A 19,024-nucleotide genomic window follows, 5' to 3' on the forward strand; every position below is an offset into this window, starting at 1 on the left:
ACCCGAAAGGGAGCATATCAGTTCTGGAGGTTTTCTTATGTTCATTTTTACGATAGACGGTATCCCAACTGAACGGACATTTCGCGGACAGTATCCAGTGTTTCTTGCAAAATCTCTTCTTTCTTCGGGAAGACGCGATCGGTTGGTCCGATGACACTAATCGATGCCGTCACGTGCCCCGTTGAATCAAAAATAGGGGCTGCGATTCCGGTTACTCCGTTATTGCGGCGATTCGAGCTGATTTCATAGCCTCGCTCTTTGATGGCAATGAGGTCCTTTTTTATTTCCTCGACGGAAGTGTACGAATGCGGTGTATAGCTTTTCAGCGGTTCTTCCAAAATCTCGTCTTGAAACGACTCTGGCTGATAGGCAAGCAGCACTCGTGCCGCTGTCGTCGAGTAAAGCGGAAAACGCCGGAACGACTCGACGGTAAAACGAATCGGATGAAGGGAATCTTCTTTGGCTACATAAATGGCGTCCTTGGAGTCTTGCACGCACAGTACAGCCAATTCATTGGTCCGGGAGACAAGCTCACTTAAGAATGGCTTGGAGAAATCGACAATATCGTGGTTTGTCAGTACTTTGGTGCCAAGCTCCAGCAGCGTATAGCCAAGCGTATATTGCTTGTTTTTTTCATTTTGACGAATAAAGCCTTCTGATTCCAGGGTGGAAAGCAGCTTGTGAACGGCTCCTTTTGACAATTGCAGCCGTTTACTTAGTTCGGTTACTCCGAGTTCTTTGGGAGAATCCAGAAATATTTTTAACAGCCGACAACTATTTCGAACAGAAGACAACACTTGATCCATGAAAACGTCTCCTTTTACACGCATTAAGGTTTTGCCTCGATAGAGGTTATTCTATCATAAGCTTGTCCCTTTAATTGAGGAAATGATGCTTTTAATATGACTACCTTGAATAGTCAGTTTCTTTATGATAGTATAACTCTATCGTTCTCGAATAGCAAACAGCGTTCTCTATTCGTGAACAAATTAGATAAATCGGGGGTCGAGTTTACGTGAAGAAAAAGGCATTAGCTGTACTGTCCATTTTTGCTTTAACTGGTTCCTTGTTAGCTGGTTGCGGCTCTTCCACACCGCAAGCTGCACCTGCTCCTACTGCTGACAATACAAGCAGCGGGGCACCACAGGTACAACTCGAAGACACTTTGGTTGTCGCAGGTAACGGCGCTACTGTTGAAAAGCTGATGAAGGATGAGGTCTTCAAAAAGTTTAACGAGAAGTACCCCAACGTGAAGCTGACGTATGTGTCCGGCGTATCAACAGAAATCGTAGCCAAAGTGAAAGCGCAGAAAAATTCTCCGCAAATCGACCTGACCATCGTAGAGGGTGGCGAGCAGGAAAAGGGACGTCAAGAAGGCTTGTGGGAAACGGTTTCCGCGGCAGACATCCCCAATATGAAGAATGTTCCAGACGACTTGCGTGTGAGCGAGGATAGCGGTGTCGTGGTGAACTTTACGCCGATGGGAATCTCTTACAACAGCGAGCTGGTGAAGGAAAAAGGATTGCCTGTCCCTGTGTCCTGGAATGACCTGACCAAGCCAGAGGTGAAAGGCAATATCACGATGACCGATGTGGCGAGCAACTTTGGCCGTTCCGCGATGATCATGCTTGCTTATTCGAACGGCGGTTCGGAGAGAGTGATTGAGCCGGGCTTTGAGAAAATGGCAACGATTGCAGGATACATGCCTACTTTTGCAAAGAGTGCCGCGCAGTTGCAGCAAAACCTGCAAAGTAAAAGCGCTGCCTATACGACATGGACGATGGCTCGCAGCCTGACACAAAAAGAAGCAGGTCTGCCATTGGAATTCGTTTTCCCGGCAGAGGGCGGTAATATTGTACCGAACGTAGCTACTTTGGTAAAAGGGGCAAAGCATCCGCAGGCAGCAAAAGCATTTGTCGACTTCTTGTTGACAGACGAAGTTCAGACCATGTATGCGACCAAGCTGTATTACAACCCGGCAACCGCTGTGAAATTGCCCGATGATGTAGCCAAAACACTGGAGTTTGACCGCAGCAAAGTCGTGAATTTTGACTATGACGTAATCAGTAGAGAAACATCGGCATGGCTGGATCGCTTCAATAAAGAAATTGCACCTAAAACAGGAAAGTAGGTATGCACGTGACCAAGGTGATTGACGTCGAACTACGCGGCATCATGAAAAAATTTCAAAGCAATGTCGTGGTTCAAGACTTCAACCTGCAGGTGGAGCAAGGGGAGTTCATCGCATTCCTAGGTCCATCTGGTTGCGGGAAGACCACGACACTGAATATGATCGCTGGATTTCTGGACCCGGATGGCGGTGATTTGCTGATCAAGGGGCAGCGGATGAACAGAGTGCCTCCTTATAAGCGGGAGCTGGGGATGGTGTTTCAGACGTACTCGCTGTTCCCACACATGACTGTTGCCGAAAACATCGCCTACGGCTTGAAGCTGCGAAAGGTAGGCAAAAAGGAGATGCAAGAGCGGGTAAAGCGTGTCCTGGACCTGGTCAAGCTGCCTAATGTCGCAGACCGTTATCCGAAGCAGCTCTCCGGTGGACAACGTCAACGAATTGCGATTGCACGTGCGCTGGTGATCGAGCCCTCGCTCTTGCTGCTGGATGAGCCGCTCAGTAACTTGGACGCGAAATTGCGCGATGAGCTGCGCGATGAGCTGAAACGGTTGCATCAGGAAATCGGGGTAACGACGATCTTCGTGACCCACGACCAAGAGGAAGCGCTGGCGCTCTCTGATCGCATCGTCGTTTTGAATCACGGATTTGTAGAGCAGATCGGCACGCCACTGGAAATCTACAATCAGCCTGCTTCTGAATTCGTACATACCTTTATCGGCAAAACGAATCGGATGGAGGGGGAAGTGATCGGAATGGACGACAATCAGATCACCGTACGGACCACAGGCGGTCTGCTCGTTCAGGCTGCCAAGCAACAACGGACGTTCTCTCCCCAGCAAAAAGTGATTGTCTTCGTGAGGCCGGAGAAGATTACGCTATCGGATACAGTAGCAGATACGGGCGCTAATCGGGTAGAAGGACATTTGCAGCTTGCCTCCTTCCTGGGCTCGTACACAGAATGCGAAGTTAGGGTGGGAGAGCATACGCTTTCTGTCAAAGTCCAAATGACCGATAAATCAGCAGAACGAGAAGCGGGAGAAGCAGTTTACTGTCAGTGGAATGCAGAAGACGTGCTGATCATGCCTGCAGAGAGGGGATGACGGATGAACAAACGTCTCTCGATCACACTTTTGACTGCACCTGCGATGATTGTGCTATTAGGTGTCTTTATCCTGCCGATGCTGCTCATGCTCATGCTCATGCTCAGCTTTCAGGATGACAATCAGGCATTTACTTTGAAAAACTATGCGCTTTTTGTCCAAGACTCGTTTTACCTGGAGATTCTCTGGCGGACGATCCGCGTCAGTCTCTGGACTGTGCTGGCTACATTGTTGCTCGGATTCCCGGTGGCGATGTACATGGCGCAGGCGACAGGAAAAATGCGCGGAATTGTTACGATGTTTATCCTTGCACCCCATCTGATCAGTGTCGTGATTCGCAACTTTGGCTGGGTGGTTGTGCTGGGAGAGAAGGGCTGGATCAATGAGACTTTGATCAAGCTCGGTCTCATTGATCAGCCACTTAGACTGTTGTACAACGAGCTCGGCGTAGTCATTGGTCTCACCGACTCGTTCGTTGCCTACATGGTTCTTGCCGTTGCCACTAGCTTATATGCGATTGATCCTTCGCTTTCCAAAGCAGCTTCTATTTTGGGAGCGTCGAGGGCGAGGACTTTTTTCACCGTGACCTTGCCTCTGAGCTTGCCGGGGATTATCGCGGGTACCACACTAGTCTTCAGCTTGTCGATGAGTGCATTTGTCACGCCAGCCCTCATGGGGGGAACGTCGGTGAAAGTAATGCCGGTCATCGCATATGAGCAAATCATGGCTACACTGAACTGGCCGCTGGGTGCCGCACTTGCCTTCCTGTTGCTCGGCAGCACCATTTTGCTAGTGACCCTCTATACGAGGCTGATTGAAACGAAGAGGTATAAAGAGGTGTTTGCGTCATGAAAAAGATCAACGTGCTCGGGCTCATCACATTCTTTGTGCTCATTCTCGTCAATCTGCCATTTCTGGTCATTATTCCGAGCTCGTTTACTGCGGCTGGCTATCTCGCCTTTCCACCGGAAGGCTTTTCCTTGCAGTGGTATTCGATGATTTTGGAGCGGCCGGAGTTTATCGAGTCACTTTGGACGAGTCTCAAATTGGCAACCGTTACTGCCATTTTGGCTACACTGCTAGGAACGCTGGCCGCCTTTGCGCTATCGAAGTACAAGTTTCGCGGGAGCGGAGTCATCAATGCGTTGATGCTCTCCCCGCTCACGGTTCCATCGCTGATTATCGGGATTTCGGCGCTGCTGTTTTTTACCCGAATCGGTATCGCGGGAACCTTTACCGGACTGCTTTTGGCCCATATCCTGATCTCCATCCCGTATGTCGTGCGGTTGGTCTTGACTGGTCTCAGCACATTCGACTACACACTGGAAAAAGCGGGTTACATGCTGGGCGCCCATCCGTTTCGGGTGTTCTGGGACATTACGCTGCCACTGTTGCGTCCTGCGATTGTGTCGGGAATGATTTTCTCATTTTTGACATCGTTTGATAATGTGACGGTTTCTCTCTTTTTGGTGGCACCGGACACAACGACACTGCCACTCGCGATCTTTACTTACATGCAGGAGACATTGGATCCGTTGGTTGCTTCCATCTCAGCGGTTGTCATCCTGTTGAGCCTGGTGTTTATCGTGCTCCTCGAAAAAGTGTACGGACTAGAGCGCCTGTTCGGACTCAATTCACAATCTCATTAAGGAAGAGGCACTATGTCAATTCACACTTATTTGCAAGACAACATGACTCACTATCTTCAGTTGCTCGAAGAGGCGGTCAACATGGACTCGCCTTCGCGTGACAAATCTTTAGGCGACCGGATGGCGGGTTGGTTCGCCCTTCAATTTCAACGACTGACTGGTGGAAAGGCAGAGCTGATCCCGAATGCTACTTATGGGGACCAGGTGCGTTGTACGCTTGGTGATGGAGACAAGCAGATCCTGATTATCGGTCATTATGATACGGTATGGCTGGAGGGAGAGGCGGCGCGCAGGCCATTTGCTATCCGTAATGAAAAAGCATACGGTCCTGGCGTTTACGACATGAAAGCGGGCGTACTGCAAGCGATGTTTGCTATGCGGGCTTTGGTCAAGCTGGATCGCTTGCCTGCGAACAAAAAAATTGTATTGCTATTGAACAGTGACGAGGAGATAGGCAGTCCCACCTCGAGGCAATTGGTGGAGGAGGAAGCGCCACGCTCCATTGCCAGCTTCGTACTGGAGCCTCCGACAGAGCCGATTGGCGCCTTGAAAACATGGCGTAAGGGCAGTGCTCATTTTACCATCACCGTACAAGGGGTCTCTGCTCATGCTGGAGTGGATCACCAAAAGGGTGTTTCTGCGATTGAAGAGCTCGCCCGGCAAGTTCAGTTTCTGCATTCCTTGACCGACTACACGAAGGGAACCACTGTGAATGTCGGAGTGATCAAGGGCGGAATAGGCTCCAACGTGGTGGCGGATTACGCAGAAGCGGGAGTCGATGTGCGAATTGTCTCTATGGAAGAAGCAGAACGGATCGAAAAGGTGATTAAGGGGCTCACACCTACGCTCACGGGAACAACGATCAGCGTAACTGGAGGGATTCGCCGTCCACCAATGGAGAGGACGGAGGAGACAGGGGCATTATTCTCGTTGGCGCAATCGATCAGCAGTAGCGAGCTAGGTTTGGAGCTGGAGGAGTCAGGTACAGGAGGAGTAAGCGACGGGAACTTCGCCGCTGCTTGCGGTATTCCAACGCTTGACGGACTCGGGACAAAGGGTGGCTACGCGCACTCGCCGGAAGAATGGATCGAACTGGGGGAAATACCGGTCCGCGCTGCGTTATTGGCGCGATTGATCGAAGAAGTATAAAGAGAAAAAGCACCTGTCAGATGCGTTTCATACTGCATCTGTGCAGGTGCTTTTGTTTGTGTTTTAGTTCACCTCAGATAAATGACGTCGTCCCATAGACAGAGCCAAGATGCTGATCAGGACGACGAATGCTCCGACATAAAAGGGAACGGTTGAGCCGTACCATTCCGACAGCTTTCCGGCTAGCCAAGGCGCGATAGCTCCGCCTACAAAGCGGACAAAGCTGTAAGCAGAGGAAGCAACCGCCCGTTCTACAGGCGCCACGTCCATCACGACGGTGGTCAAAATGGTATTGATCACGCCCAAAATGGCACCCGCAACAGCAATCGCGATGACGAGACTTGTTTGGGATGACACCGCAAAGCCCATATAAGCCAGATCGATGGCGAGCAAGAGCAGCATGACATAAAGGGTAGGAACGGACCCAAACCGATCTGTAAGTTTAGGCGCGACAATCACGGATGTAATCGCCAGGAGAACACCCCAGAAGAAGAAGACAAGGCCCAGACTGTGCTCATCCATATGCAAAACAAATGGGGAATAAGCAAGCAAAGTAAAGAAACCGAAATTATAAAGAAGAGCCGTAACGGCCATCGTAAAAAGTCCGGGAAATCGCAGTGCACGGAACGGGTCGAGAAGAGAAGTGCGCTTCTTTGGTTTGGGTATGTCGTTCAGTAAGACAAAAACAGCCAGAAAGGCAATGGCCATCAGCACGGAAACCCCGAAGAAAGGACCACGCCAGCTAATTCCGCCGAGCAAACCGCCCAAAAGCGGGCCAACAGACATCCCCAGTCCAATCGCGGCTTCGTACAAGACAATGGCAGAGGCTGTGCCGCCGCTCGCCACACTCACGATTACTGCAAGAGCAGTTGAAATAAAGAAGGCATTCCCAATCCCCCAGCCTGCGCGGAACCAAACGATTCCACTGACGGAATTAGCCATGCCGCCTAAAAAGGCAAAGAGAATGATGGCGAGCAAGCCGAACAGCATGGTCCGTTTTGGGCCGATGCGGCTGGACAGCCAACCGGTAATGAGCATGGTGACCCCGGTCATCAGCATGTAGCTGGTGAACAGAAGGGATACTTGACTCGGTGTTGCATTTAGTTTGGCAGCAATGGCTGGTAATATCGGGTCTACCAGACCAATCCCCATGAAGGCCACGACACAGGCAAAAGCCACAGCATAGGCCGACTTGGGTTGTTTTAGAATGGTGCGTAATGAATGTGAATCCGCAGACATTTAGTTGTTCCCTCCCTGGTGTTTTGATTCCAATTCATGTTTCTTGCCTACGATACGCTCTAATTTTTCATCGTAGCTTTTCAGAAGTTCCTCCATTCGCGCCATTTTCGTTTGGAGAAAAGTGCGCTGGGTTGTCAGCGTATCTTCCAATGTTTGCAGCATGTCGATGCGCCTCAGCAATTCCGGTCCCTCAAGCTCCCGGTCTTTGTAGTGCAGATTATAGTAATCACGTTGTTCCTCGTAAAAGCGGCCAAGCTCCACCATGTCCTTGATCTCCGCCAGCGAAGCACCTAGCAAATCACGGATGTCTTTTACGTGTAAAATTTGTTCGACGTCACTATCCGTATACATCCGGTATCCGCTGTCGGTCCTACCAGAAGGGGAAACCAAGCCCAGCTCTTCGTAATAGCGTAGGGCTCTTTTGGTCAATTTGGTTTTCTGTGCCACTTCCTCAATTCGATACATCACGTCTCTCCTTTCATTTTGTAAGTTCATCATCACGAATCGTTTATTCACAACTATAACCTTAACGTAAACGTTATTGTTTTGCAATCAGAAATATTTTCTTATAGGATGCCCCAAGCTAGTATCCCAAGAACCTGGAGCATTTTCTCCTTTTTCCTTTCCCTCACTACAGTTTGATTACTAATGAGGGTGCCAAACGCCACTATTTTGCGAGATAATGGAAAGGTCTGTATACGCCATTTCTCATAGAAAAGAGGTCGAATACGTATGAAGTACTATCGTTTAGGAAGTAGCGGGTTAAAAGTCTCGGCTTTGGGCTTGGGCACCAACTCATTTGGCGGGCGTGCCGACGAACAAACATCTACCGCGATTATTCACACGGCGATTGAGAACGGAATCACGTTTATTGATACGGCAAACATTTACACCAATACGGAATCGGAGCGGATCATTGGACAAGTATTGGAAGGGAAGCGGCACGAAGTTGTGCTCGCAACGAAGGCTGGCTTGGTGAAGGGAGAAGGACCGAATCAAAAGGGTTCGTCCCGCTACCATTTGATGCAGGAGCTGGAGAACAGCCTGAAACGACTGCGTACAGACTATGTAGATCTGTACCAAATTCACACCTTTGATCCGGAAACGCCTTTGGATGAGACACTGCGGACGTTGGATGACATGGTCCGATCCGGAAAAGTGCGCTATATCGGGGCATCCAACTACGCGGCTTGGGAATTGATGAAAGCGCTTGGTATTAGCGCACGCGAGGGGCTAAATCGCTATGTGTCCACGCAAGTCAGCTATTCCTTGGCAGACCGGACGCCAGAGCGTGAACTGGTACCGCTTTGTCTCGATCAGGGTGTGGGAATCATTCCGTACTTTCCGCTGGCAGGAGGTATTCTGACAGGCAAATATACATCTGTCGAGCAGGCACCAGAAGGCTCCAGAGCGGATAAGGAGCCTCGATTCGTCAAAATGCTGAGTCCCGAGAAGCTGGAGCTTGGGCAACAAGTCAGCAATTTGGCGGCTGAGCTGGGCGTATCCGCTAGTGTGCTCTCATTGAGTTGGCTGATGCACAAACCAGCCGTTTCCTCCGTCATTGTAGGGGCAACCAGCGCTAAGCAACTGACAGACAATCTGCAAAGCGCTTCGCTGAATCTGGACGAAGCGAGTTTCGCAGAGCTGGAACGCCTCAGTGATGCGTACCGTCATGTAGAGCCGTTCGCGGTTTATCGGTTATCGTAACTGACTGAAATAGGCGAAGCAAAAAGGACATGAAAAAACCAGCCTACACGAGGTAGACTGGTTTTTTTTTGCTTATTCTGCAGCCATGCTGCTTTCTTTCAATATTACATCGTGTGCGCCGCCTTCGACCAGGCTGGTAGCGGAAACGACAGTGATACGTGCTTTTTGCTGCAGCTCTGCAATAGAGAGCGAGCCAATATTGCACATGGTCGATTTGATTTTGCTGAGGGTACGATCCATATTTTCGCGCAGGCTTCCTGCGTATGGTACATAGGAGTCGACGCCTTCCTCAAATACGAGGCCGCTTTTTCCGCCGGTGTCGTAACGTTGCCAGTTGCGTGCACGATTGGAGCCTTCACCCCAGTATTCTTTTACGAAGTTGTTCCCGATTTTCACCTTTTTGGTTGGGCTTTCGTCGAAACGAGCGAAGTAGCGGCCCAGCATGACGAAATCTGCGCCCATGGCCAGAGCCAAAGTCACGTGGTAGTCATGCACGATGCCGCCATCCGAGCAGAGCGGAATGTAAATGCCGGTTTCTTTGAAATATTCGTCGCGCGCTTCGGCAACTTCGATCAGAGCCGATGCTTGTCCGCGTCCAATCCCTTTTTGCTCGCGGGTGATGCAGATGGAACCGCCGCCGATTCCTACTTTAATGAAGTCTGCTCCCGACTCAACCAGATAACGGAAGCCTTCCTTGTCGACTACGTTTCCGGCACCGATGTGTACATCGAAGTTTTCTTTTACATACTGGACTGTTTCGCGCTGCCATTCGCTAAATCCGTCAGAGGAGTCAATCACCAGGATATCAACGCCTGCTTCCACCAATGCAGGTACCCGTTCCTTGTAATCCTTGGTATTGATACCAGCCCCAACAATGTAGCTTTTCTTTGCATCCAAGAGGGACAGCGGGTTGTTTTTGCGAGAGTCATAGTCCTTGCGGAAAACGAGGAAGTCCAGGTTTTGATTTTCGTCCACGAGCGGGAGGCAATTCAGCTTATGCTCCCAGATCAGATCGTTTGCTTCGGAGAGAGTAATACCGGATTTTCCATAGATCAGGGAGGAGAAAGGTGTCATGATGTCGCTGACAGGCTTGTCCAACGAGTCGCGACTGATCCGGTAGTCGCGGCCAGTAACGATTCCGAGCAGCTTGCCCTTGGCGGAGCCATCTTCTGTAATCGCTACAGTGGAGTGGCCGGTCTGTTCTTTTAGCTCCAGGATGTCTTTGAGGGTATGGCCAGGTGTCAGATTGGAACGGCTGACTACGAAGCCGGCTTTGTATCCTTTTGCTTTGCGAACCATTGTTGCCTGACTTTCAATGGATTGGGAGCCGAAAATAAAGGAAATACCGCCACATCGAGCCAAAGCTACCGCCATATGATGGTCGGATACTGCTTGCATGACTGCGGATGAGAACGGTATGTTTAGAGAGATGGCAGGCTTTTCACCTTTTTTAAACTTGGTAATCGGGGTGGACAAGTCCACATTATTCGGCGTGCATTCTTTTGTGGTCAGGTTCGGAAGCAACAAAAACTCGTTAAACGTCCGGGATGGTTCTGTGTAATAGAAAGCCACAATTTTCTCCTCCTGTGTGATTTTTATTAGAGAAATTTTTATCATGTTAACCGCCATGAGAAGGAACGTCAATAGGGAATTGAAAGATGAGGTGTTTTTCTATGCTGAGTTTGCGAACAGGTGATGAACATATGAGATGGAAAGAACGGATTTCATTGGAGGAAGCGTTGCAATTTGTTACGAACTGATAGATGCAGGCAGAGCAGCTCGGAATGATTGCTTAAAAGGAGTGCCTCACTCCTAATCGTTTAGTAGAAAGAGGCACTCATTGATAAAATCGCCATCGTATTGTGGAGGTGTCTAGAGACTCTGCACGAGCTTTGGACAGCCTATCCTTTGAACTCAATCGGAATGGTCATGGTAAAGCAAGGGCCGTCGGGATCATTGCGCGCCACGATCGTTCCTTTATGCGCTTCGAACACCGCCCGGGCAATCGCAAGTCCCAGCCCGTGCTTGCCAGATTTCCCTTTGCGGAATCGCTGGAACAGGTGGGGGAGGAGTGCTTCTTCGATCGGAGGTCCGTCGTTGGCGATACTCACTACCACATTTCTTCCAATCTGTCTTCCTGTAATGGAGAGACGGCTTTTGGCGTAGCGCAGTTGATTTTCCATAATATTGACGAACGCGGTGCTGAGCTGCTCGCCGTCTCCTTCTAAAATCAGGGTGGGCGGTACATTCAGCTCCCATTCGATTTGGGGATTCAGCACAGAAAGCCTCTGTTTTAAGAGCTGCATCATTTCGGACAGGTCGACCCGTCCCATCTGCATCATTTGGGAGACGGATTCGATTTTGGTCAAATAGAGAAGCTGTCCGACTACCTTTTCGAGTCGCTTGCTCTCTTCCATGATAATGGTCAGACCCTTTTCTGCCTGTGGTCCCTGAAAGACCCCTTCGATCAGTCCTTGCGTATAGCCCTGGATCGCCATGATCGGTGTTTTCAGCTCATGGGAGATGTTTTGGACAAAGTGGCGCTGAGATTCATCGTATTCCTTCAACTGATTTTTCATCGTATCGAAAGACCGTGCCAACTGACCGATTTCGTCTCCTCTGTCCATAGTGAGCGGGATATCGAACTGGCGACGCGCAATCTTTTTGCACAGCTCGTCCAGACTGCGCAGCGGCTTGCTCAAATATCCGCTAAACCAGATTGCCAGCAGCCAGCTTGCCAAAAGAAGCAGGCTGAAGATGTACAAGAATTGTCTGGTCAAAATCGAATTGATCTGATTGAGCTCCTGCTCCTTGGAGAACAGAACCATATAGTAAGGAAAGCCATGATAGTCCATTTTTTTGCTGACAAACAAATAATTTTCATTGCCCCGATCCAATGTGCCGTGCTGTAGCTGCGAGGTTGGATGGGAGGCAGCTTTTACATATAAGTCCCGAATGTCTTCTAGCGGAATGCGTTCACTGCTTCGGCTGCCCAGCTCCCGCCCATTGTCCGCGTACACGATCATGTCAAACGAGTACTCGTAGCGAGACAGCAGCAGCTGTAAAAAGTAGGGGGCAGCTGCAGGAACAGGAAGGAGCTCGTTATGTTCATTAAATGAAATATGCTCTGACAAGGTGTAGAATTCATCTTCTAAAAGCGAGTAGGTGTTGGAAACCAGGTACTGCTTCACAGCCAGCGGATAGCCAATCCCGAGTCCGATGCCCAGAACCATGGTCAAAATCATGAACAAAATGAGAATTTGCCGGGAGAGTGGCAAGTTTTTCAAACGGAACTTGCTCATATGCGAGTCATCCGGTAGCCAAATCCATAGACAGTTTCCAGCGGGAATTTTGGCATTTTCTTGCGGATTCGCTTCACCAGGTCATCCACAGCCCGGTCCGAGCCGATGTAGTCTTCTCCCCAGATGGAGGTCAGAATTTGCTCGCGATTGAGGGCTAGCCCTTGGTTGTGGAGCAGGTACACGATCAGCTCGAATTCCTTTGTGGTCAGATCAATCAGCTCGTCTCCTTCTTTTACTTGCCGCCCTTTTTCTGAGATCATATAAGGACCCACATTTACCCAGTCCTGAAACGTTTGCGCGGGTGTGGCTGCTACACCTGGCTTTTCATAGGTGCGTTGCAGCAATTTTTTCGCACGGATGACCAACTCTCGCGGAAGGAAAGGCTTGGCCAGATAGTCGTCACTGCCCAATTCCAGGCCGATAATTTTATCGACGTCCTGATCACGAGCGGAGATGAAGATGATCGGCACATTGGATTTTTCGCGAATCAGTCTTAACAGCTCGTAGCCATCTATATCAGGCATCATGATGTCGAGGATCCACAGATGAGGCTGGTTTTGTTCATCGAGAAGCGACAGTACATCAATGCCGCTGGAAAATGCTTTTACTTGTAGCCCTGCGCTCTGCAGGTAGGATTGCAGCAGCTCTAAAAGGTTGGTTTCATCGTCCACCAGATAGACAAGGTAGGGAGTGTTCATAGGTGTTCGCCCTCGCTTTGCATCTGTTTTTCTACATTGTAGCACAGGAAAAAAAGGGATGTGTGGCAGGGGCGTAAGAGAATCGTGGAAAACATGTGAAAGCAGGAATCCTTTTTATCCTCTCGAAAAAGAAGTAAGGAAATACCAACGAGAAAAACATAGAAAGGAGCGATTCTATGCAACGACTCGTAAAATCGTCTCTCATCTTACTATCGGTGCTGCTGCTCGTCTCAGCGTGCAGCCCTAAGCCGGTTGATACCCAGCCAACCCCGGCACCGGAGCCAACCGCTCCGATTGTAGAAACGCCACCTGATACGAACCAACCCGTCCAGTATCCGTATCAGGCTCCTTTGACTGGTCTTGGCAGCCAGGAACGTCTGGATAGCAAGCGCCCGATCATGGTGATGATCAACAATGCACCGCAAGCACGTCCACAGACCGGTCTGAACAAGGCGGACATGATCTATGAAGTGATGGCAGAGGGGGAAATGACCCGTTTCCTTACCATTTTCCAAAGTCAAAAGCCGGAGGTAATCGGACCTGTACGCAGCATCCGACCTTATTTTATCCAGTTGGGTATCGGTTTTGATGCCGTGCTCGTCCATGCGGGGGGCAGTCAGGATGCGCTGGAGACCCTGGCACGTTCCGATTACAGCCATTTAGACGAAATCCCTAATGGTCGTTATTTTTGGCGCGAGAGCTTCCGCAAAAAGCCGCACAACCTGTATACAAAGCCAGAGCTTTTAGATCAGGCGATGAAGGATAAAGGGATGCGCAGCACAGCCCAGGTCCCTCATTTTGCTTTCTTGCCTGCAGATGCTGTCACTCAGGAAGGGGAGCCTGCTACTCAGGTAGATATTACCTTTCATTCCTTGAACAAAGCGGCGTTTACCTACGACGCTGAGCAAAAAAAGTACATGCGGTTCACGGCGGGTAAACCACACGTGGATTTGAGCGATAACAAACAGCTGGCTGCGACAAATTTGTTGGTCATATCCACCAAGCACCGTGTGCTCGACAAAGAAGGCAGGCTTCAAGTCGATGTCGTCGGTCCTGGTGACGGCTACTTGTTCCAGCAAGGCAAAGTACGCAAAATCAAATGGAAGCGCAGCAATGGCGTCATCCGCGCTTATGAGGATGCTACCTTGACCCAGGAAGCAGGGCTCCTGCCAGGAAATACATGGGTAGAAATACTGCCGAGCACCCCCGGATTGTCTCAATCCCTGAAGTTCCATTAGGGAATAGGGCTTGCGGATGAAGACGGTTTCTTCTAAGATAATTAGTAGGGCTTTAACGCTTAAAAATTTCACAGTGGGAAACCGGAGACGGATCATATAACGGGGTGACGGATATGCAATTGGAAAAATTGAAGGGTAAAGGGATTGAACAACTGTTTGAAGCAGTTCTCTCCTTGGAAACAATTGAAGAGTGCTATCAATTTTTTGACGATCTTTGCACAGTAAATGAAATGCAGTCGCTTGCTCAGCGTCTGGAAGTGGCGCGGATGCTCCGCAAGGGGTTCACCTACAACCAGATCGAGGCAGAAACAGGAGCCAGCACAGCGACGATTTCCCGTGTAAAACGCTGCCTGAATTACGGTAACGACGGGTACCAGATGGCGCTGGAGCGGATCGGTAAATAGGTAGGAGGCAGGCAACGTTGATTGACTATCGTGGCTGGCGCCATGTGTTTAAACTAGACCCGGACAAAGCCATTGATGATGACGCGCTGGAAGCGATTTGCGAATCGGGCACAGACGGGATCATCGTTGGCGGTACATATGGCGTGACGTACGACAACACATTGGACCTGATGTCCCGCATAAGGCGTTACGCTGTTCCAGCCGTACTGGAGATTTCGTCGCTCGATGCGGTGGTGCCGGGATTTGATTCTTATTTGATCCCGCTTGTTCTCAATGCGGGTGATCCGGATTGGATGTTTACCCCACATGTGTCGGGACTCAAAGCGTATGGAGCCTACATTCATTGGGACGACATTATTACGGAAGGCTATTTGATTGCCAACCCTGATGCGGGTGTAGCGGAGCTGACACGGGCACGTCCGATTACTGATGCGGCGGATGCCAAAGCGTACGCACAAGTGGCGACCCGGATTTGCCGATTGCCTATCGTCTATCTGGAGTATAGCGGGACATACGGCGATCCGGATGTCGTTCGTGCTTGCAAGGCGGGAGCGGATGAGGCGCACCTCTTTTACGGAGGCGGCATTCGAACACCGCAGCAGGCAAAAGAGATGGCAGCTATCGCGGATACCGTGGTGGTGGGCAATGTGGTTTATGATGACCTCGCGGCGGCATTGGCGACAGTTGCGGCCGTAAAGGGATAAACGAATAGAGCAGAGTAGAGGTCTGATTAAGGATGAGTAATGCAGAGGGGATACCCCCTCTATGTGTTACTCATTTTTTCGTTTTTTTCAGCCAAATGAATGTGGACTTGTGCTTGGGGAACTGCTGTCTATTACATAGGCATAAACTGCTGTGTGTGCCGATCAGATTGAATAAAGTCATGCAGCAGACGACAAAGCGTGGTAACGGATTGTTCGAGCAGATGAATATCCAGATAGGAAAAACAGATGCGGAAATGGTGGTATTGCTGTTGGGCAGGAAAACAAACATGGCCAGGTAAAAAGGAGATCCCCTCTTTTAGGGCGCATGCATGCAAGTCTTCTGCATTCAGAACATGTGGCAATGTCAGCCAAATATTTAACCCTCCATCAGGCTTGGTCCAATGAACGCCCTTTGGTGCTTGGCGATTCAAAATTTGCAGGACTAAGTTCCTCCGTTCTTTTAGTTTTTCCCGCAGTACAGGCAAGTGTTTCTTTAGTTGGTTTGATGAAAAGAAGGGTAAAATGGCCTTTTGCGTGATCAGCGGCGTTCCCAAGTCGCTAATTCCTTTGGAACCGACGAGGCGAGCGATGAATGTGCCGTCTGCAATCAAAAAACCAATGCGACAACCGGGTGAAATAAATTTACTGATGCCTTTGAGATAGATGACATGCCCGTGTGTATCCATACTTTTGATTGAGGGCGGGGGCTCTGTTCCAAAGTAAATATCGCTGGTCGCATCATCCTCGAGAATAATGGAATTGTAGCTTTGGGCGAGCTCCAGCAGCTGTGCTCTGCGCCTCGCGCTCATAACCGTGCCTGTAGGGTTCTGAAAGGTCGGATTGGTGTAGATCAGCTTGGGGGGACGAGAATCGCACAGCGTCGCCAAGCGGTCGACCTGCATTCCCTCCTCGTCAATCGGGACGGTATAAATGGTGGCCCCACGCTTTCTGAAAACATCGATCGTGCAGGGATAGACAGGTTCCTCGAGCACAACGCAATCACCAGGACCAATGAAGGTAGAGGCCACTAGATCGATGCCTTGCTGAGAGCCATTCAGAATCATGATCTCATTTGGACTCGTAATCATGTTTTTTTTCCGAAAGTAAGGGAGAACCGCCTCGCGTAGCTTGCTGTCTCCTTGGACAGGCCCATATTCGGTCAAGAGCGTGTTATCAGCCTGAGCAGATTGAAAAAATTGCTTGGAGATCCATTCGGTGGGGATAAGGGATGTGTGTAGTGCGGCCATTGATAATTTGGCGACATCCAAAAGAGGCGTCTGCATCATCCTCCAATATTGGGCACGGGGAAGGTAGTCGGCTACGGTGTTTTGCCAGTCCAGTGATGGTTTCTCCGATCGGTTTTGTGTCTGCTGAGCTTTGAATCGGATTGATTTTCCTTGAACAAATGTGCCCTTTCCCTGAATCCGATTGATGAGCCCTTCTTGCTCCAGTATTTCATAAGCATGGAAGACCGTCATCAGGCTCACGTCCAAGAGACGAGAAAGATTTCTTACAGACGGAAGCTTTTCCCCCTCCTGCAACAAGTCAGACTGAATGCGATCGGCAATCGATGATCTAATCTGTTCTGTAAGTGTTATGCCTGAGTGCCTATCTAAATCGATATGCATAGTAAACCTCCTTGTCTATCGATTTGTTTGGTTATCCCTTTTGTACTCCGAAAATGATTACAAACAGTGTAACGTAAGAGGATGCAAAAGGGTATGGTGATTTTTAATATTTTGAAAAGTGTTATAATGTGATGTTTACTGTTATGCTGGCAGCTTCGTATGCTTGCTCTAAAATATATGAGTAGGTAAGGAGTGGTCAAAGTGGTATATCCATTTGCAACGCGTGTTCAGTCAATAACCTCATCAGCGGTTCGAGATTTGCTCCGCATTATTCAATCAAGAGACGTGATTTCCTTTGCCGGAGGTCTTCCCGATGAAGGACTGTTTCCCGTACAGGAATTGGAGCTAGCCTATCAAAAGGTCTTCCTTTCAGGAGGAAAAAGTCTTCAATACGGCCCGACAGAAGGGGACAGTGAGCTGCGGCTGCTCATTTCGGAGAGATTAAAAGAAAAAGGGATTGCGGCGTCTCATGAAAACATTCTGGTTACGACAGGATCGCAACAAGCCATCGATTTGGTGGCAAAGGTGTTTCTTTCACCTGGGGATACTGTTCTGGTAGAAGATCCGGCATATCTGGCAGCATTGCAAGCTTTCAACATATACGAAGCCAACATCATTGCGGTCCAAAGCGATGCAGACGGGATGATTCCTGAAGATCTCGAAGAAAAGATCGTAACCCACCGTCCTAAATTCATCTACGTTATTCCCACCTTCTCAAATCCTCAGGGAAAAGTATGGAGCAAAAAGAGGCGGGAAGCCCTGTTGAATTTGGCAGTAAAACATAATGTGTTGATCGTAGAAGATGACCCGTACTCAGATCTGCGCTTTACGGACGAGGCGCCGATTCCGTTGGCAGCAATAGACACACTCGGAAAACATGTGCTCTACACCAGCACATTCTCCAAAACAGTAGCTCCCGGCGTTCGGATCGGCTGGTTGACAGGGCCGACAGAGGTCATTCGCATGAGTGCTTTAGCGAAACAATCGAGTGATCTTCATACCAGTACCATCGATCAGCGGGCAATGTGCTATTTCCTGCAGGATTTCCCGATGCAGCAGCATTTGTACAGACTGAGAGAGCAATACAAGCAGCGTTTAGACGTGATGCAGGCTTATTTGAAAAAGAGCGATCCGAATCTGTTTCAATGGGTGGAGCCAAAAGGCGGCATGTTCTTATGGGTGTCGATTAACAGAGAGATTGATACGGCTGATTTATTGAAGGTGGCTGTGGAGGAAGGGGTAGCCTTCGTGCCTGGCGCTCCCTTTTTTGCTAGCCAACCCCAAACGAATACACTCAGGCTCAACTATACTCACGCTTCACCTGAGGTGATAGAAATGGGGATGTGTCGTTTGATGGCAGCTCTCGACAAGGTATTGGCAAGCAGGGTGCATGATTGATGGTCGCGATCATTGCCGATGGAAGATGGGGCAAAAGAGTTGTCCATCATGTACGCAATCTCTTAGCAAACGAGGTGATCACATGGGGTGTTCGTTCGACAGCCTTTGCCAGAGAGCTGCTGATGGGGGAGAATGGCACGAGTGTCTCAAGTTATACGGAAGCGATTGAAGCCAATCAGCTGGTCATGGTGGCTATGCCTTATCTGGATCTGCTGCCCTGGGCAGACGTCTACGCTCCAGTGCTGAATGGAAAAATCGTGATTGATCTGTCCATACCACAAACAAGCGAAGATCGGCTGTTATTTGGCTGGCAAACATCCTGTTCAGAACAATTACAAAAAAAGCTGCCAAAGAGCAGGATTGTCGGGGCGAAAGCGGCCAGAATTCACAGGCTCACAGGAAAAGAGCAGGGCACTCCCTCAATGATTTACGTAACTAGTGATGATGAAGAGGCAAAGAGACAGGTCATCGAGCTTTTTCAGTGTGCTGCCTATTCGATCGTTGATGCAGGGGGATTGGAGGAAAACCGCGCAATTGACCGGATGATTAGTATGGGTTCGACCTAACAGGAATAAAAGGTCTGAGCCTATGCACAAACAAAGCTTCATGGGAATGGATGATATGTATAATAATGAAATATGATGATTAGACATGTTGTAAGGTTTTTAATCTCC

At 49.5% G+C, this 19,024-nt stretch carries 18 protein-coding genes; 11 read left to right on the forward strand and 7 right to left on the reverse strand.

Annotated features, from left to right (window positions below):
* Window positions 1-47: 47 nt before the first annotated feature.
* Window positions 48-806: an IclR family transcriptional regulator gene (locus tag ACIFQN_RS23270; protein WP_429835415.1), complete on the reverse strand. Its 759-nt coding sequence runs from the start codon at window positions 804-806 to the stop codon at window positions 48-50.
* 209 nt (window positions 807-1,015) lie between these two features.
* Here ACIFQN_RS23270 and ACIFQN_RS23275 point away from each other — a divergent pair, with 209 nt between their 5' ends.
* From ACIFQN_RS23275 to ACIFQN_RS23295, 5 genes are read left to right on the forward strand one after another with little or no spacing between them, the layout of a single operon-like run.
* Window positions 1,016-2,131, forward strand: coding sequence for an extracellular solute-binding protein (locus ACIFQN_RS23275; protein ID WP_429835416.1), 1,116 nt, complete (start codon window positions 1,016-1,018; stop codon window positions 2,129-2,131).
* A gap of 8 nt (window positions 2,132-2,139) precedes the next feature.
* The gene (locus ACIFQN_RS23280; protein ID WP_429835454.1) at window positions 2,140-3,234 is read left to right on the forward strand and encodes an ABC transporter ATP-binding protein; all 1,095 of its coding nucleotides are present in this window, start codon (window positions 2,140-2,142) and stop codon (window positions 3,232-3,234) included.
* A gap of 3 nt (window positions 3,235-3,237) precedes the next feature.
* Window positions 3,238-4,086 carry an ABC transporter permease gene (locus ACIFQN_RS23285; RefSeq protein WP_429835417.1) on the forward strand — a complete coding sequence of 283 codons (849 nt, stop codon included), beginning with the start codon at window positions 3,238-3,240 and terminating at the stop codon, window positions 4,084-4,086.
* Window positions 4,083-4,883, forward strand: coding sequence for an ABC transporter permease (locus ACIFQN_RS23290; RefSeq protein WP_429835418.1), 801 nt, complete (start codon window positions 4,083-4,085; stop codon window positions 4,881-4,883). Before ACIFQN_RS23285 ends, ACIFQN_RS23290 begins: the two co-directional genes overlap by 4 nt.
* A gap of 12 nt (window positions 4,884-4,895) precedes the next feature.
* Window positions 4,896-6,032, forward strand: a complete 1,137-nt coding sequence (locus ACIFQN_RS23295; protein WP_429835419.1) for a M20 family metallopeptidase — start codon at window positions 4,896-4,898, stop codon at window positions 6,030-6,032.
* 63 nt (window positions 6,033-6,095) lie between these two features.
* Here ACIFQN_RS23295 and ACIFQN_RS23300 read toward each other — a convergent pair whose 3' ends face one another.
* Window positions 6,096-7,271: an MFS transporter gene (locus ACIFQN_RS23300; protein ID WP_429835420.1), complete on the reverse strand. Its 1,176-nt coding sequence runs from the start codon at window positions 7,269-7,271 to the stop codon at window positions 6,096-6,098.
* The gene (locus ACIFQN_RS23305) at window positions 7,272-7,736 is read right to left on the reverse strand and encodes a MerR family transcriptional regulator (RefSeq protein ID WP_429835421.1); all 465 of its coding nucleotides are present in this window, start codon (window positions 7,734-7,736) and stop codon (window positions 7,272-7,274) included.
* A 267-nt stretch (window positions 7,737-8,003) separates the two neighbouring features.
* Between ACIFQN_RS23305 and ACIFQN_RS23310 the strand changes: the two genes are divergently transcribed.
* Complete coding sequence (locus ACIFQN_RS23310) at window positions 8,004-8,978, forward strand: aldo/keto reductase (RefSeq protein ID WP_429835422.1); 975 nt, start codon at window positions 8,004-8,006, stop codon at window positions 8,976-8,978.
* Window positions 8,979-9,050: 72 nt separating this feature from the next.
* Here ACIFQN_RS23310 and ACIFQN_RS23315 read toward each other — a convergent pair whose 3' ends face one another.
* The 3 genes from ACIFQN_RS23315 to ACIFQN_RS23325 all read right to left on the reverse strand — a co-directional run bounded on the left by ACIFQN_RS23315 (window position 9,051) and on the right by ACIFQN_RS23325 (window position 12,978).
* Window positions 9,051-10,550, reverse strand: a complete 1,500-nt coding sequence (locus ACIFQN_RS23315) for an IMP dehydrogenase (protein WP_429835423.1) — start codon at window positions 10,548-10,550, stop codon at window positions 9,051-9,053.
* A gap of 329 nt (window positions 10,551-10,879) precedes the next feature.
* Complete coding sequence (locus tag ACIFQN_RS23320) at window positions 10,880-12,280, reverse strand: HAMP domain-containing sensor histidine kinase (RefSeq protein ID WP_429835424.1); 1,401 nt, start codon at window positions 12,278-12,280, stop codon at window positions 10,880-10,882.
* The gene (locus ACIFQN_RS23325; protein ID WP_429835425.1) at window positions 12,277-12,978 is read right to left on the reverse strand and encodes a response regulator transcription factor; all 702 of its coding nucleotides are present in this window, start codon (window positions 12,976-12,978) and stop codon (window positions 12,277-12,279) included. Before ACIFQN_RS23325 ends, ACIFQN_RS23320 begins: the two co-directional genes overlap by 4 nt.
* 176 nt (window positions 12,979-13,154) lie before the next feature.
* Here ACIFQN_RS23325 and ACIFQN_RS23330 point away from each other — a divergent pair, with 176 nt between their 5' ends.
* The 3 genes from ACIFQN_RS23330 (at window position 13,155) to ACIFQN_RS23340 (ending at window position 15,324) form a co-directional block, all read left to right on the forward strand.
* Entirely contained in the window at window positions 13,155-14,216 is a 1,062-nt protein-coding gene (locus ACIFQN_RS23330; RefSeq protein ID WP_429835426.1) for a DUF3048 domain-containing protein, read from the forward strand.
* Between the two features lie 113 nt (window positions 14,217-14,329).
* Window positions 14,330-14,620, forward strand: a complete 291-nt coding sequence (locus ACIFQN_RS23335) for a YerC/YecD family TrpR-related protein (protein WP_023556537.1) — start codon at window positions 14,330-14,332, stop codon at window positions 14,618-14,620.
* A 17-nt stretch (window positions 14,621-14,637) separates the two neighbouring features.
* Entirely contained in the window at window positions 14,638-15,324 is a 687-nt protein-coding gene (locus tag ACIFQN_RS23340) for a heptaprenylglyceryl phosphate synthase (protein ID WP_429835427.1), read from the forward strand.
* A gap of 131 nt (window positions 15,325-15,455) precedes the next feature.
* On the opposite strand, the gene ACIFQN_RS23345 is transcribed toward ACIFQN_RS23340, so the two are convergent.
* Window positions 15,456-16,952 (reverse strand): PLP-dependent aminotransferase family protein, encoded by a 1,497-nt coding sequence (locus tag ACIFQN_RS23345; protein ID WP_429835428.1) that lies wholly within the window; start codon window positions 16,950-16,952, stop codon window positions 15,456-15,458.
* A 201-nt stretch (window positions 16,953-17,153) separates the two neighbouring features.
* On the opposite strand from ACIFQN_RS23345, the gene ACIFQN_RS23350 reads away from it, so the two are divergent.
* Window positions 17,154-18,350 (forward strand): PLP-dependent aminotransferase family protein, encoded by a 1,197-nt coding sequence (locus ACIFQN_RS23350; protein WP_429835429.1) that lies wholly within the window; start codon window positions 17,154-17,156, stop codon window positions 18,348-18,350.
* Entirely contained in the window at window positions 18,350-18,916 is a 567-nt protein-coding gene (locus ACIFQN_RS23355) for an NADPH-dependent F420 reductase (protein ID WP_429835430.1), read from the forward strand. Before ACIFQN_RS23350 ends, ACIFQN_RS23355 begins: the two co-directional genes overlap by 1 nt.
* Window positions 18,917-19,024 lie beyond the last annotated feature (108 nt).

This window comes from Brevibacillus sp. NRS-1366, assembly GCF_050467985.1.